The organism is Nocardioides kongjuensis, assembly GCF_013409625.1.
In the GTDB taxonomy this organism is placed as follows: domain Bacteria; phylum Actinomycetota; class Actinomycetes; order Propionibacteriales; family Nocardioidaceae; genus Nocardioides; species Nocardioides kongjuensis.
In genome coordinates this window covers 3,280,536-3,294,024 of the sequence record NZ_JACCBF010000001.1, presented here as the reverse complement: position 1 = coordinate 3,294,024, position 13,489 = coordinate 3,280,536, and the positions used below count along the sequence as shown (strand labels likewise).

14 protein-coding genes and 4 tRNA genes are annotated in these 13,489 nt (G+C 73.4%); 7 read left to right on the top strand and 11 right to left on the bottom strand.

Annotation, left to right across the window (positions count from 1 at the left end; translation table 11 throughout):
* Positions 1 to 16: 16 nt before the first annotated feature.
* Complete coding sequence (locus BJ958_RS15885) at positions 17 to 517, bottom strand: MarR family winged helix-turn-helix transcriptional regulator (protein ID WP_179727906.1); 501 nt, start codon at positions 515 to 517, stop codon at positions 17 to 19.
* Positions 518 to 534: 17 nt separating this feature from the next.
* On the opposite strand from BJ958_RS15885, the gene BJ958_RS15880 reads away from it, so the two are divergent.
* Positions 535 to 2,589, top strand: a complete 2,055-nt coding sequence (locus BJ958_RS15880; protein ID WP_179727905.1) for an MMPL family transporter — start codon at positions 535 to 537, stop codon at positions 2,587 to 2,589.
* Here the strand turns inward: BJ958_RS15880 and BJ958_RS15875 are convergent.
* Together BJ958_RS15875 and BJ958_RS15870 are read right to left on the bottom strand one after the other, a co-directional pair.
* Positions 2,553 to 3,626, bottom strand: coding sequence for an oxidoreductase (locus BJ958_RS15875; protein WP_179727904.1), 1,074 nt, complete (start codon positions 3,624 to 3,626; stop codon positions 2,553 to 2,555). The genes BJ958_RS15880 and BJ958_RS15875 overlap by 37 nt on opposite strands.
* Before the next feature lie 76 nt (positions 3,627 to 3,702).
* Positions 3,703 to 3,776 (bottom strand) — tRNA-Phe (locus tag BJ958_RS15870).
* Between the two features lie 138 nt (positions 3,777 to 3,914).
* On the opposite strand from BJ958_RS15870, the gene BJ958_RS15865 reads away from it, so the two are divergent.
* The 3 genes from BJ958_RS15865 (at position 3,915) to BJ958_RS15855 (ending at position 4,587) form a co-directional block, all read left to right on the top strand.
* A tRNA-Glu gene (locus BJ958_RS15865) sits at positions 3,915 to 3,987 on the top strand.
* A 98-nt stretch (positions 3,988 to 4,085) separates the two neighbouring features.
* A tRNA-Asp gene (locus BJ958_RS15860) sits at positions 4,086 to 4,159 on the top strand.
* A 71-nt stretch (positions 4,160 to 4,230) separates the two neighbouring features.
* On the top strand, positions 4,231 to 4,587 hold the full coding sequence (locus tag BJ958_RS15855; protein WP_343052703.1) for a metallopeptidase family protein: 357 nt from the start codon (positions 4,231 to 4,233) through the stop codon (positions 4,585 to 4,587).
* Positions 4,588 to 4,606: 19 nt separating this feature from the next.
* On the opposite strand, the gene BJ958_RS15850 is transcribed toward BJ958_RS15855, so the two are convergent.
* Positions 4,607 to 5,593, bottom strand: a complete 987-nt coding sequence (locus BJ958_RS15850; protein ID WP_179727903.1) for an ATP-binding protein — start codon at positions 5,591 to 5,593, stop codon at positions 4,607 to 4,609.
* Between the two features lie 253 nt (positions 5,594 to 5,846).
* Between BJ958_RS15850 and BJ958_RS15845 the strand changes: the two genes are divergently transcribed.
* Positions 5,847 to 7,337, top strand: coding sequence for an NAD(P)/FAD-dependent oxidoreductase (locus BJ958_RS15845; protein ID WP_179727902.1), 1,491 nt, complete (start codon positions 5,847 to 5,849; stop codon positions 7,335 to 7,337).
* Between the two features lie 72 nt (positions 7,338 to 7,409).
* On the opposite strand, the gene BJ958_RS15840 is transcribed toward BJ958_RS15845, so the two are convergent.
* Entirely contained in the window at positions 7,410 to 8,057 is a 648-nt protein-coding gene (locus BJ958_RS15840; RefSeq protein WP_179727901.1) for a PaaI family thioesterase, read from the bottom strand.
* Between the two features lie 72 nt (positions 8,058 to 8,129).
* Here BJ958_RS15840 and BJ958_RS15835 point away from each other — a divergent pair, with 72 nt between their 5' ends.
* Positions 8,130 to 8,660: a GNAT family N-acetyltransferase gene (locus BJ958_RS15835; protein ID WP_179727900.1), complete on the top strand. Its 531-nt coding sequence runs from the start codon at positions 8,130 to 8,132 to the stop codon at positions 8,658 to 8,660.
* Here the strand turns inward: BJ958_RS15835 and BJ958_RS27975 are convergent.
* On the bottom strand, positions 8,650 to 9,615 hold the full coding sequence (locus BJ958_RS27975; protein ID WP_179727899.1) for a hypothetical protein: 966 nt from the start codon (positions 9,613 to 9,615) through the stop codon (positions 8,650 to 8,652). The two genes, BJ958_RS15835 and BJ958_RS27975, sit on opposite strands and share 11 nt — an antisense overlap.
* A gap of 173 nt (positions 9,616 to 9,788) precedes the next feature.
* On the opposite strand from BJ958_RS27975, the gene BJ958_RS27970 reads away from it, so the two are divergent.
* A complete protein-coding gene (locus tag BJ958_RS27970) occupies positions 9,789 to 10,202 on the top strand; it encodes a transcriptional repressor (protein WP_179727898.1) in 414 nt (137 codons plus the stop codon).
* Positions 10,203 to 10,212: 10 nt separating this feature from the next.
* Here the strand turns inward: BJ958_RS27970 and BJ958_RS15820 are convergent.
* The 5 genes from BJ958_RS15820 to BJ958_RS15800 form a co-directional block, all read right to left on the bottom strand.
* Positions 10,213 to 10,285 (bottom strand) — tRNA-Lys (locus tag BJ958_RS15820).
* Positions 10,276 to 11,019 (bottom strand): CPBP family intramembrane glutamic endopeptidase, encoded by a 744-nt coding sequence (locus BJ958_RS15815; RefSeq protein WP_179727897.1) that lies wholly within the window; start codon positions 11,017 to 11,019, stop codon positions 10,276 to 10,278. Before BJ958_RS15815 ends, BJ958_RS15820 begins: the two co-directional genes overlap by 10 nt.
* The gene (locus BJ958_RS15810) at positions 11,016 to 11,918 is read right to left on the bottom strand and encodes an NAD(P)H-binding protein (RefSeq protein ID WP_179727896.1); all 903 of its coding nucleotides are present in this window, start codon (positions 11,916 to 11,918) and stop codon (positions 11,016 to 11,018) included. The genes BJ958_RS15815 and BJ958_RS15810 overlap by 4 nt, the downstream gene beginning before the upstream one ends.
* Entirely contained in the window at positions 11,915 to 13,183 is a 1,269-nt protein-coding gene (locus tag BJ958_RS15805) for an FAD-dependent oxidoreductase (protein WP_179727895.1), read from the bottom strand. The genes BJ958_RS15810 and BJ958_RS15805 overlap by 4 nt, the downstream gene beginning before the upstream one ends.
* A complete protein-coding gene (locus BJ958_RS15800) occupies positions 13,183 to 13,488 on the bottom strand; it encodes a sigma-70 family RNA polymerase sigma factor (protein WP_179727894.1) in 306 nt (101 codons plus the stop codon). Before BJ958_RS15800 ends, BJ958_RS15805 begins: the two co-directional genes overlap by 1 nt.
* Position 13,489: the final 1 nt, after the last annotated feature.

The window sequence follows — 13,489 nt, the reverse complement described above, 5'->3', positions numbered from 1 at the left end:
TCGGTCTCGACGCCGTTCAGGCGTGGGGTGGTCCGGGACGGTCCGTGTCGGCGATCCGGTCGGCGAGTCGCCCGGCACCGTCCGCAGCGCTGGCGAGCCAGCGCTCGACCACGGCGACCTCTGCGTCGTCGAGATCGACCAGCGACGCGCGCAGCGCTCCTGCGAGCGGGCCGAAGAAGCCGCTGGCCACCTGGCGAGCGGTGTCGGTCAGGGCCAGCAGGTGGCGGCGGCCGTCGGCGGGGTCGGGCACGCGTTCCACGTGGCCGCTCGCCTCGAGGCGGCGCAGCAGCGCGGACGTCGCCGGCGGGCTGAGGTCGATCGCGTCGGCGAGGCGACTGGGGGTCATGACCTGACCTCGCAGCGAGGCCTGGTGGAGGTGGGCGAGGGCCTCGACGTCGGTGGGGTGCAGGGCGTGGTGGCGGGCGAACAGGTGCGAGAAGCGGGTGAGCTCGTAGGACAGCCGCTGGACCAGCAGCGGGACCCGGGCTCCGGGTGGCTGGTCGGTGGTCGACGGCATGGGCATATCCTTCCATCATGGAACTATCTCGGGTGAGCGCCCGCTTGCCGCTGATTCTCCGTCCCCGGGTCGCCTGGGTGCTCCCTGCCCTCTACCTGCTCGTCGGAGGCGCCCTGATCGGGGTCGTGGGCACGGCGCCGGTCGATCGTGCCGCGAACGATCAGCTTCCCGACGGGTACGACGCCACCGCGGTGGTCCGGCTGCTGCAGGAGTTCCCGTCCGGTGACGACCGGGTGGCCGTGGTCCTGTTCTCCGCGAGCCGCCCACTCGCGCCGGCCGACCTGCGGGTGGTGGAGCAGGTCTTCGCCGAGGCCGGCGGCGGCGAGGCAACGCCGCTGCAGGCTGCGCAGGACGGGACCGCCCTGGTCGGCGTGCTGCCGATGCCGAGCAGCGACGCTGCCCAGCTCGCCGACGACGTCGAGGACCTGCGCGCCGCCGTCCGCGCGGGACTGCCCGACGGCGTGCGCGCCGAGGTCACCGGTCCGGCCGCGATCCAGGGCGACCTCGCCCGTGTCTTCGAGGGTGCGGACCTGACCTTGCTGCTCGTGACCGCCTCGGTCGTGGCCCTGCTGCTGATCATCACCTACCGCTCGCCGGTGCTGTGGCTGGTCCCGCTGCTCGTCGTCGGCGTCGCCGACCGGTTGGCTGCCGTGGGGGCCACCCACGCGCTCACCGCGCTGGACGTCGCCTACGACCAGTCCACGACGGGCATCCTCTCCGTCCTCGTGTTCGGCGCCGGCACCGACTACGCGCTGCTGCTGATCTCCCGCTACCGCGACGAGCTGCACCGCACCCCGAGCCGGGCCGAGGCGATGGCGCAGGCATGGCTGCGCACGAGCGAGGCGGTGCTCGCCAGTGCGGCCACGGTCGTCGTCGCGCTGCTGGCCTTGCTGCTCTCCGCGTTCCCGACGACCCGGGGGCTCGGTCTGGCCTGCGCGATCGGCGTCGTCGTGGCCGCCCTCGCCGTGCTCGTGGTGCTGCCGCTGGCGCTGGTCGTCTTCCCGCGTGGCATCTTCTGGCCACGCCGACCGGAGGTGGGGGAACCGACCGCCTCGGAGGGACGGACCCTGTGGCGCCGGATCGGTGACGCCGTGGCCCGCCGACCGTTGCGCTGGGCATCGGCGGGTGTCGTGCTGCTGGCCGTCCTGGCGAGCGGAGTCCTCGGCATCCGCAGCGGCCTGTCCGAGGCCGACCAGTTCATCGACACCCCGGAGTCGATCGCGGCCGCCTCCCGGCTGGCCGAGTCGTTCCCGGCCGGCAGCGCCGACCCGGCCGTGGTGCTGACCCGCGACGACGTCGGGAAGGTCCTTCGTGCCGTCCGGTCCGCCGACGGCGTCGCGTCGGCGCGTCCGGTGGGTGAGCACGACGGCCTGAGCCGGATCGACGTCGTCCTCGACCACGCTCCCGGGACGCCCCGGGCGCGGGAGGACGTCGTCGCGCTGCGCGCAGCCGTGGCCGGCCTGCCCGGCACCGTGGTGGGCGGCACGGACGCGCAGGACGTCGACTCCGACGCCGCGAGCAGGGACGACCGGGCGCTGGTCCTGCCGCTGATCCTCGCCGTCGTGCTGGTGGCGCTCACCCTGCTCCTGCGCTCGCTCGTCGCGCCCGTCGTGCTCGTGCTCACCGTCGTCGCCACCTACCTCGCCGCCCTGGGAGCGGGGTGGGTGCTCGGCCACGGTGTGTTCGGCTTCGAGCGGCTCGATGTCGGCGTACCCCTGCAGGCCTTCCTCTTCCTCGTCGCGCTCGGCGTCGACTACAACATCTTCCTGGTGACGCGCGCCGCGGAGGAGGCGGAGCGGTACGGCGCCCACGAGGGCATGCTCCGTGCCCTGGCCTCCACGGGCGGCGTCATCACCAGCGCAGGAGTGCTGCTCGCGGCGGTATTCGCGGTCCTCGGCGTGCTGCCCCTCGTCGTGCTGGCGCAGCTCGGCATCGTCATCTGTGTCGGAGTGCTGCTCGACACGCTGCTGGTGCGCACGGTCCTGGTGCCGGCGATCGCGCTCCGCCTCGGCGACCGGTTCTGGTGGCCGAGGCGTCAGGCGACCAGGTCGTCCCAGCCCGCGGCGAGGTAGTCGAGGAACGCCGGCCCGACGTGCTCGGCCGCGAGCTCGGCGCGCGGCACGGGCCGGGGCCGGGTGCGGAAGCCGGTGTCCGCGAGCGCACGGGCCGCGAAGTCGTGGTGCAGGATCGCCCCGGTGCCGACGGTGACGACGTCGGCGCCCCGGTCGAGGCACCACTGCGCGTCGGCAGTGGTCAGCACGCCGCCCGCGACGCCGAGCAGGGCGCCGTGCCGGGGCAGGTCGGTGAAGTGCTCGATCAGCAGGCCGTCGTGCCCCTCGGCCCGCGGCTGCATGCGGACGTCCCACAGGGACATGTCGAGGTAGTCGAGCTGCCCGGTCGCCAGCAGGGCCCGCGCGGTCTCGCGGCCCTCGGGCAGGGTCGTGCCGTAGCCCTCGGGCGTGAGCCGCAGGCCCACCTGGAAGTCGGGGCCGGTCGCGGCCCGGACCCCGTCGACGACCTCGAGCAACGGACGCATCCGGTCCTCGAGCGCGCCGCCGTACCCGTCCTCGCGGTGGTTGGACCGGGCGTCGAGGAACTGCGCGAGCAGGTAGCCGTGGGCACCGTGCAGCTCGACCCCGTCGAAGCCGGCCTGCTCGGCGCGGACCGCGGCGGCGACGAAGTCGGCCACCATCCGTCGTACGCCGTCGGTGCTCAGCGCCACCGTGTCCTTGGCGGGATCCGCCCACGGCCCGACGTTGGGCACCCCGTTGAGCGCGGCGTCCGAGCGCCGGCCGCCGTGGTGGAGCTGGACGGCGGAGCGGGTGCCGGTCGACCGCAGGCTCTCGGCGAGCCGGCGCAGGCCCGGCAGGTGCTCGTCGCCCGCGATGCCGAGCTGGCCGCGCCAGGCCCGGCCCTCGGGGGCGACGTACGCCGCGCAGGTCATGGTCAGCCCGAACCCGCCGCGTCCGCGGGCCACGAGCCAGTCGTGCTCGTCGTCGCTGAGCGTGCCGTCGTCGTTGCTCTGCACGTTGGTCAGCGGGGCGAGCGCGAACCGGTTGCCCCAGGCGGGGCCGTGGGCGAGGACGACGGTGTCGGAGAGCGAGGTCACCGGCCCATCCTGCCAACGCGGACCCGGCGCAACGACGAGACCCCCGCCGGTGTCCCGACGGGGGTCTCGCTGCTTGTGGGCAGGGGCGGGGTCGAACCGCCGACCTATCACTTTTCAGGCGATCGCTCGTACCAACTGAGCTACCTGCCCAAGCAGTCGACAACCTTACCGGAGGGTGTGCCGAGGAACGAATCTGGGGCGACACTGTGCCGATGCTGCGCCGATGCGCATCTGCCGGTGCCGGGCACTATGCTGGCCGGCGCTGCGGAGGCCCGTCCTCCACGGTGGGCCCCCATCGTCTAGCGGCCTAGGACACCGCCCTTTCACGGCGGGTACGCCGGTTCGAATCCGGTTGGGGGTGCGGCTCAACCGGCCGAGGTGGCTCCCGATTGGGACTGCTGGAGGTGGATGGGTTAGAGTTCCTTCCGCTTCACCACGCGAGAGCGGAGTGAGCGAGATGGCCCTGTAGCGCAGTTGGTTAGCGCGCCGCCCTGTCACGGCGGAGGTCGCGAGTTCGAGTCTCGTCAGGGTCGCCGACAAGCAGGAAGCCCCGGTCAGCACGACCGGGGCTTCCTGCATTTTCGGCTTGGGCACAATGTGTCTCGTGCCGGTCGAGATGAGCCCCGACGACTTCGACGCCCTCGTCGACCGTGCCCTCGACGAGATCCCCGAGGAGCTGGCCCGGCTCGTCCGCAACGTCGTGGTGCTCGTCGAGGACGAGCCCCCCGAGGGCGAGCCCGACGACCTCCTCGGCCTCTACGACGGCGTCGCGCTCACCGAGCGCGGTGGCGGGTTCGAGCCCCAGCTCCCCGACCGGATCTTCCTGTTCCGGGGCCCCCTGCTCGACATGTGCGACGACGAGCAGGACCTGGCCGAGGAGGTCCGGATCACCGTCGTGCACGAGGTCGCCCACCACTTCGGCATCGACGACGCCCGGTTGCACGACCTCGGCTACGCCTAGGAGACGCCCTGGGGAGCGCTCAGGCCTGGAGGCTGGGGAGCGAGCCGGAGCCGGTGCCGCTGCCCTGCCAGGCGACCGGCGGGGCGCCGACGGCCTGGCGGCGGAACTCGCCGAGGAACCAGATCTGGAACGAGCGCTGCTCGGCGGTGCGCGGCGCGGTCAGCAGGCGCTGGGCCCGCGAGAACTCGTCGGCGGCGTCGAGCAGGTCGATCAGCCCGCCGATCTGCCGGGCGGTCTCGCGCGGCATCCGCAGCCGCAGGTCGATGCTCTCGCGACCGTCGGCGTAGGCCTTGTCGACCTGCTCGCGGCCCATGTTGGCGCGCAGCGGCCGCTCGAGGGCGTCGAAGTGCTCGGAGAGGACCTTCGCCAGCGGGTAGTCGTCCTCGTGGGCGAGGGCGAGCAGGCGGATCTCGCGGCGCAGGTCGCGGTAGTGGCGCTGGAACCGGCCGAAGGCGCCGATCGGGACGCCGTTGATCTGGACGCCGACCTCGCCGACGCGGGTGTGGTCGGCGGCGAGCGACGGCATGCTGTGGGTCTGCTGGTACGGCGCGCCGCCGGTCTCGGAGAGCTCGGGAGCCGGTTCGAACCACACGGCCTTGCCGTCCTCGTCGATCTCGGCGCCCCAGGCGGCGGAGGCCCGGGCGACGATGTCGAGGCCGCGGCCGACCGTGGTCAGCGAGGCGAGCTGCTCCTCGTCGAGCGCGTCGAACGCGTCGAGGTCGAAGGCATCGATGTCGAAGCCACCCGCCTGCGTCACCGGCTGCGGAGGGATGACCGAGGCGTCGTGCACCTCGAACCGCGGGTGGTCGGCGGTGCCCCGGACCTGGAGCCGGATCGGCGCGGTGCCGTGGAGGACCGCGTTGGTGACCAGCTCGGAGACGGCGAGCTCGGCGCAGTCGGCGAGGTCGGTGCGCCCGAGCTGACCACAGGTCTGGACGACCCAGCGTCGTGCGTCGTGCACGATGCGTGGCCCGGGGGCCAGGTCCAGGGTCTGCCGGTGCTGCACGGAGGAACCTTCCGGTGTCGCGGCCCGAGTGTTGTGGTCGATGTCCGGGTAGTTGAGGAGGACGTTCCCGGGTGCGATACCCCACCCGGTTGACGACTAAACCAACCTCCGGAACCTCATTTGGTGACGGTCCGGGAGTGGTGTGACCGACCAGACCTTGACCTCGGGTTGGGGGTCGTGCAGGGGACGCGGAATGATGGGCTCGAACCGACGTCATCACGTCGTCATCCAAGAGGTGCTCCAGGAGGAAGCCATGGCAGCAGGCGACACCCAGCCCGACCTGCCCGATCGCGTCATCGTCCCCCGTTCCGACCGTCACCAGGTCGTCGTCATCGGGTCCGGCTTCGGTGGCCTGTTCGGCACCAAGCAGCTCAAGGACGCCGACGTCGACGTGACGATGATCGCGAAGACGACCCACCACCTCTTCCAGCCGCTGCTCTACCAGGTCGCGACCGGGATCCTCTCCGAGGGCGAGATCGCCCCGCCGACCCGTGAGGTCCTGGCCAACCAGAAGAACGCCCAGGTCCTGCTGGGCGAGGTCACCGACATCGACCTCGAGAACCGACTGGTCACCTCCCACGTGCTCGGTCGCGAGCTCGTGACGCCGTACGACTCGCTGATCGTCGCCGCCGGCGCCGGCCAGTCGTACTTCGGCAACGACCACTTCGCCGAGTTCGCCCCCGGCATGAAGAGCATCGACGACGCCCTCGAGCTGCGCGGCCGGATCTTCGGCGCCTTCGAGATGGCCGAGCTCGGCGCCTCCCGCGGCGAGAACGTCGACCACCTGCTGACCTTCGTGGTCGTCGGCGCCGGCCCGACCGGTGTCGAGATGGCCGGCCAGATCGCCGAGCTCGCCCACCGCACCCTGACCCGCGACTTCCGCGCGATCTCGACGCGCCACGCGCGCGTCATCCTGGTCGACGCGGCGCCGCAGGTGCTGCCGCCGTTCGGCCACAAGCTGGGCAAGTGGACCCAGGAGAAGCTCGAGAAGCTCGGCGTCGAGGTCATGCTCGGCGCGCTGGTCTCCCAGGTCGACGAGCGCGGCCTGACCGTCAAGTACAAGGACGGCTCCGAGGAGCGCATCGACGCGATCGCCAAGGTCTGGGCCGCCGGCGTGCAGGCCAACAAGCTCGGCAAGACCCTGTCCGAGCAGACCGGCGCGCCCCTGGACCGGGCCGGCCGGATCTCGGTCAACCCCGACCTCACGCTGCCCGGTTACCCCGAGGTGTTCGTGGTCGGCGACATGATCTCGCTCGACAACCTCCCTGGTGTCGCGCAGGTCGCGATCCAGGGCGCGAAGTACGCCGCCAAGGAGATCGAGGGCCGGCTCCAGGGCAAGCCCGCGCAGCCGCCGTTCAAGTACTTCGACAAGGGCTCGATGGCCATCATCAGCCGGTTCCGCGCGGTGGCGATGGTCGGCAAGCTCCGCGTCACCGGCATCCTCGCCTGGCTGATGTGGCTGGTCGTGCACCTCTTCTACATCACCGGCTTCAAGAACCGGGTCACCGCGGTGATGCACTGGTTCGTCTCGTTCATCGGCAAGGGCCGCTCCGAGCGCACCTCGACCGAGCAGCAGATCTTCGCCCGCGTCGCGCTCCAGCGACTGGCCCGTGGCGCCACGGACCTGGTCTCCGAGCCCGGCGAGTTCGACGAGGCCCAGCGCCGCGCCGAGCTCGAGGAGGTCGCCGCCGAGGAGGCGCGTCTGTCCGACGAGAACAAGCGCGGGGTCAAGGTCGGCGGCTGACGCCGGGCCGCGGGAATCACCTCTTCAGAGGCGATTCCCGCGCTTCTTGACCGGTGCAACGGCCAGGAAGCGTCAGGAGCGGTCGAGAAGTCGCTCGCGGATCGCGCGCGGCAGGATGAACACGCCCTCGGCCTCGGCGGTGACGCCGCGGGGACCGATCATGTGGGCCTTGGCCCAGGTCTTGATGCCGTCCTCGCGGTCGATCCACGCCTCGACCCGCAGGTCGCCGAGCGGGGTGCCCTGGCGGTAGACGATCGTCAGGGTGCCGGTCATGCCCGGGCGGCCGGCCGCGCCGACCGAGTGTCCGAGCACCTGGTCGAGGATGAGCGAGACGACGCCGCCGTGGACCAGGCCGGGCGGTCCCTCGTACGCCGCGCCGCAGTGGAACCGCGTCTCGGCGCGGCCGGTGGCGTCGCTGGTGACGTGCAGCGGCGGGGCGATCGGGTTGCGCAGGCCGATGACGGGGTTGCCCCAGGGGCGGCGCCGGCCGCCGGTGAGGTGCTGCTGCCCGAGGGTCTGGGTGCGACGTACCTTCCGCAACCGGGCGACCGCTGCCTCGACGTCGGCCTGGGCGGCGCGGACCTCGTCCTCCTCGACGTCCGACATGACGCACAGGTCGACCAGCTCGCGGGCGGCCTCGGCGAGCGGGCGCCACACGGCCGCCTCGCGCTCCACCTCGGCGGCGGGCGTCTCGTCGGCGTCGGGGAGGTGCCAGTTCATGCCCGCCAGAGTAGAACACGTTCTCGTTGTGGCGGCGGGGAAACCCGTTGACCGGGATGGTGGGATGGAGCCATGACCGCGCTCGTGCCGCCCGACGTCGCCCGCTGGAAGTCCTGGGCGGCGATGATCGAGGACTTCGGTGGCACCGACGAGATGCACGGCTCGGGTCACTGGAACCTCGAGGGCGACCCGGTGCCGACCGAGGCCGGCTGTGCGGCGTACGTCGCCATGACCGAGCTGACCTCGACCGCCGACCTCGACGGCACGCGGGTGCCCTCGACGTACTTCTGGATCACCGACGGCGACGGCGGGCCCGAGGACGAGGTGGTCGGCTTCCTGCACCTGCGGCACCTGCTCAACGACTGGCTGCTGGAGCAGGGCGGACACATCGGCTACGCCGTGCGGCCCTCCGCCCGGCGCCGCGGCCACGCCGCGCGGGCGCTCGCGCTCGGGGTGGAGGCCGCGGCCGGCCTCGGGATCGAGCGGGTGCTGGTCACCTGCGACGTCGGCAACGACGCGTCCCGGCGCACCATCGAGGCGGGCGGCGGCGTGCTCGAGGACGAGCGGGCCGGGAAGCTGCGGTACTGGATCGCTACGGGGTGACCGGCTCGGTGCTCGACCCCGTGTCGTCCGGGCGCAGGCCGGGGCGGAGCCGGTAGAGCACGGTCGTGAACCAGTGCGGGTCGACCCACGACCGGGTGACCACGACCAACGGCAGGCCCTCGCGCTCGATCAGCACCGTCCAGCGGCGGTCGCTCGGCTCGCCGATGATCGCGATCGGTGTGTAGGGACTGGCCAGGTCGACCAGCTCGGTCTGCCCGTTGCGCTTGATCGAGAGCTGCCCGCGTCGTACGGCGAGCTCGGTGGTCGTGCAGCCGGCGCGCACCGCCCACACGACGAGGAGCAGGAGGCCGAGGGTCCCCGCCACGCCGATGGAGCCTGTGGTGGGCTGCTTCGCGGCGGCGTACGACGCCACGGCGGTGCCGGTCAGCACGGCCAGCAGGACGCAGGAGAGCGCGCGGCGGACGCCGCCGCGCACGGGGAACTGCGCGTCGGTGCTCGCGTTGAGCGCGGTGAGGTTGTCCGCCGGCTCGGTCCAGCGGCCGTGCCGGACCTCGGGCTCGGCGCGCACCCGCGGGGCCGGGACGGGGCGGGCCGGCTGGGTGGGCGCCTCGACCTGCACGGGAGCGGGCGTCGGCGGGGCCGGGGTCGCACGGGGCGCCGGCCTCGGCTTCCTCGGCATGTCGGCGCGCAACGCCTCCACGACCGAGCGTCCCAGGTCGGTGCTGTCGAGGCCGACGGCCTGCGCGATCCGCGACGGCGGCTCCGGCGGCGTCGCGACGCCGAGCGCCTCGAGCACCGAGCGTCCTGCCTCACGGGAGTCGGCGCGTCCCTGGGGCGACGTGCCGGGCGCGGGGGGAGGGGGCGTGGGCGCGACCGTCGGGGCGCCGCCACGAGGTGCGCCGACGACCCGCGCGTCCCGGGCATAGGTGCCCCGCTTGTCCAGCCAGGCGCGGATGCTCTCCGTGTCCGGGCCGAACTCGTCCTTGCTCCCCACGAGCGAGTCCTCCCTGTTCCCTCTCCCGGCGGTCAGGCTACCGGTGCCCGGTCCCGGACGTCGCCGTCAACCGGTCCCGTCCCGATGGTCCGATCGGGCCATGCCGGCATGGTCCTCCCCGTCGGCACGGTAGATTTGAGACTGATTCCCAGTCGACTGCCCCAGGAGGCCCGGTGCCCGACACCGACGCGCGCCCGAGCGCGCTCCGGCCGACCCGCCAGCGCCGTGCGATCACCGACGCCCTGGCCAACGCCGCAGACTTCCAGAGCGCGCAGGAGATCCACGACACCCTGCGTCGTACCGGCGACAAGGTGGGCCTGGCCACCGTCTACCGCACCCTGCAGGCGATGGCCGAGAGCGGCGACGTCGACGTGCGCCACAACCCGGCCGGCGAGGCGACCTACCGCCGCTGCAGCGACTCGCACCACCACCACCTGGTCTGTCGCTCGTGCGGCCGCACCGTCGAGATCACCGGCTCCGCGGTCGAGAGGTGGGCGCACGCCGTCGCCGACGAGCACGGGTTCTCCGAGGTGAGCCACACGGTGGAGCTGGTCGGCCTGTGCGCCGAGTGCGCACGGCGGCAGTAGCAGCTCTGGGTAGGCCGTGTCGGGCTCGAACCGACGACCCTCGGATTAAAAGTCCGGTGCTCTACCAACTGAGCTAACGGCCCGGACCGAGCCTAGTGGTCGCCCGGCGACGGAAGAGCGGGGGGAGGAAGCGCAGCATGAGCGCCGACCAGACCGCGTGGGTGATGACGGGCGCCTGCAGTCCTCCGGAGGCGCGGCGCTGGAGCCCGAACAGGGTGCCCATGGCACTCGCGGCCAGGACCAGCGCCGGGTTGCGGGTCGTCGCGGTCGCCAGCGTGTAGACGGCCGTCGACGTCGCGACCGGGTGCCGCCTGCCGAGGGACGCGTACAGGGCGCCCCGGAAGAAGACCTCCTCACCGATGCCGTTGGCGAGCGTGGTCGCGAGGACCAGGCGGTCGTCGCCCTCGTCGGCGAAGCGCAGGACGCGGGCCACCGCGTCGCCGAGCACGGGCACCCGCTGGGCGACGAGCGCCGCGCCGTAGAAGAGGCCGAACGCGGCGGCCCCCGTGGCCACGGGGGTGACCAGCGGGCGGCGCAGCGTGGAGTCCCGGCTCTCGATCCAGCCGAGGTGGAGGGGACCGGAGGCGAGGCCGCCCGCGGTCCACACCCCGGCGACCGCGGCCGTGGACAGGTAGAACTCACGGGACCCGGGCGGGGTCGAGAGGGAGGCGCCCAGCAGGCCGGCGCCGGTCACGGCCGTCGCCGCGACGACACGGCGGCGCCGGCGGCGTACGGGCGGGAGCTCGACCACCTCGGCGACGGCGACGTGCGACAGGGGCTTCGGCAGCAGGCGGTCGAGCCGCGACCCGCGCGTCATCGGGCAGCGGCGCGTTCCATGAGCGCCATGCGGACCGCGTCGTCGTAGGTCATCGGTTGGAACGGTACGACGTCGCGGACGCTCGTGTCGGTGACCACGACCTCGTTGACCATCGAGTCCACGAGGTTGCGTCCGGCCCGCACGTCGACGTCGGTGACCAGCGCCAGCCAGCGCGACGAGAGGCCGGGGGTGAGCAGGGGCACCGGCAGGATCGGCAGCCGGCGTCCCTCGACCGCGGCGACCCGCCCGAGCATCTCGGCGTACTCGAGCACGTCAGGCCCGCCGATCTCGAAGACCCGCCCGACCGCGTCCGGGTGACCGAGCACCCCGACCAGGTAGCGGACCACGTCGGCGACCGCGATCGGCTGGGTCCGGGTGCGCACCCACCGGGGCGTGACCATCGCGGGCAGGTGCTCGACGAGCTGGCGGGTGATCTCCCAGGAGATGCCGCCGTGGCCGACCACGATGCCGGCCCGCAGCACGGTGACCGGGACGCCGCCGGCACCCAGGAGCGACTCCACCTCGCGCCGGCTGCGCAGGTGGGCCGACAGGTCGTCGCCGTCCCGGCCGAGGCCGCCGAGGTAGACGAGCTGCTCCAGCCCGGCGCGTGCGGCCCGGGTCCCGAAGGTCTGCGCGGCACGGGCATCGCGGGTCTCGAAGTCGTCGTGGCCCAGGGAGTGGACGAGGTAGTACGCCGCCGCGCAGCCGTCGAGGGGTCCGTCGAGCGTGGCGGGATCGCTGACGTCGCCGTGCACGGGCGTCCCCGGGCCGCGGTAACGATCGGGGTGCCGGGTCATCACGCGCACCTCCCTGCCCTGCTCGACGAGCGCGGTGACGAGGCGGCTGCCGACGAAGCCGGTGCCGCCGGCGACGAGGACGGGTGCCGTGGAGGCGCTCACCGCGTGCTCCGGTCCCGGGTGGCCGTCCGCGACGGAGCCGACAGGTGGCGGAGCACGGATCCGGCGACCCGGTGGCCGGACACGAGGGCCCCCTGGATCGAGCTGGTGTCGCGGTGGTCGCCGGCGACCCACACCCCCGCCGCGGGCAGGTACGCCGGCCGGCGCAGGGGGTGGGGCGCGGTCATCGCGGGCAGGGCGAGTGGGACGTCGTGTGCTGCGACGAGCTCCCAGTCGTCGTCGGGCGCCCGGTGCAGGACGGCGGCGGTGCGCCGCGCCGTGTCGGCGTCCACCCGCGCCCGGCCGTCCGTGTGGAGCACCGAGGTGGCCACCAGTGCCCGCCCGTCACGCGAGTACGACGGCGCCGACGCCGTGATGACGATCGAGTTGGTGACCCCCGACCCGTCGGCGTCGACGGTGAGCGTGCCGTCGAGACCGCGCCACGGTGCCGCCGCGAACCAGTACGTCGTCACGCCGTGGGCCTGCGGTGCCGTGCCCAGGGCCGGGACGAGGGCCGGCGCCTGCCAGGGATCGGTCGCCACCACGACTGCGCGGGCCTCGACCGTGGTGCCGTCGGCGAGCACGACCCCGTCCGCACGCACCTCGGCGACGGGGCTCTCCAGCCGGACGGCCGCCGGGGGCAGCCGCTGGGCGAGCGACCGGGGAAGCGCCTGCATGCCACCCGACGGGACCGCGGAGCGGCCCGTGGCGAACATGCGCATCATCAGGTCCGTGAACACGCGGCTGGTCGTCATCTCGTCCTCGAGGACGACGCCCGAGACGAAGGGCACCAGCACGTCCCGCACCAGCGCGGTGGGCAGCCCGGCCCACGCCTCGCCCGCGGTGACGTCGGGCCTGTCCTTCAGCCGCCGCGGCCCGGCGGTGAGCACGCCGCCGGCGTAGCGTGCGAGGGCTGCCTTGCCGCGAAGCCCGGTGGCGCCCGAGGTCAGTGCGCGCAGGGGCGCAGCGGGCGATGCCAGCGGGTGGGGCAGGTCGTGCAGACGCCCCTCCCGCCGCACGCGGACCCCGCTCGGCAGCAGGCGCAGGTCCAGGTCCTGCAGCCGGACGGTCCGGCGCAGTGCGGGGTAGGCGGTGTTGAGCACCTGGAACCCCCGGTCGAGCGTGAACCCGTCGACGACGTCGCTGCCCACGCGGCCCCCCACGCGCTCGCCACCCTCGAGGACCAGTGCCGGCACGCCCTCCCGGTGCAGCCGGGCGGCGCACGCGAGCCCGGCGAGGCCACCGCCGACGACGAGGACGGGGACCATCAGGCGCCGACCCGGGCGACGTCGTCCCACGCGAGGGGCGGCATCAGGTCGGGGGAGAGGCTGAGCAGCCACGCTCGCGCGCTCAGCCCCGACCGGGCCTGCGCGGCGGCGTGCAGCCAGGCGCCGACGTACCTCCTCGTCACCGCGTCCTTCGCCCGGTCGGCGTGCCCGTGGCGGCACAGCTCCAGTCGCCAGGTGACGGCGCAGGTCGCGTCGTAGAAGTCGAGGAAGGCCTCGACGTCCCCGGTCGCGGCACGCACGAGGAGGCGCCGCAGGTCGGGGTCGGACAGGTTCGCCGTGCTCATG

Bases quoted from the DNA above. Each gene is read 5' to 3' on its own strand.
- BJ958_RS15885 (WP_179727906.1), bottom strand. From the start codon at position 517: ATGCCGTCGACCACCGACCAGCCACCCGGAGCCCGGGTCCCGCTGCTG.
- BJ958_RS15880 (WP_179727905.1), top strand. From the start codon at position 535: ATGGAACTATCTCGGGTGAGCGCCCGCTTGCCGCTGATTCTCCGTCCC.
- BJ958_RS15845 (WP_179727902.1), top strand. From the start codon at position 5,847: ATGGCAGCAGGCGACACCCAGCCCGACCTGCCCGATCGCGTCATCGTC.
- BJ958_RS15840 (WP_179727901.1), bottom strand. From the start codon at position 8,057: ATGAACTGGCACCTCCCCGACGCCGACGAGACGCCCGCCGCCGAGGTG.
- BJ958_RS15835 (WP_179727900.1), top strand. From the start codon at position 8,130: ATGACCGCGCTCGTGCCGCCCGACGTCGCCCGCTGGAAGTCCTGGGCG.
- BJ958_RS15815 (WP_179727897.1), bottom strand. From the start codon at position 11,019: ATGACGCGCGGGTCGCGGCTCGACCGCCTGCTGCCGAAGCCCCTGTCG.
- BJ958_RS15805 (WP_179727895.1), bottom strand. From the start codon at position 13,183: ATGGTCCCCGTCCTCGTCGTCGGCGGTGGCCTCGCCGGGCTCGCGTGC.
- BJ958_RS15800 (WP_179727894.1), bottom strand. From the start codon at position 13,488: ATGAGCACGGCGAACCTGTCCGACCCCGACCTGCGGCGCCTCCTCGTG.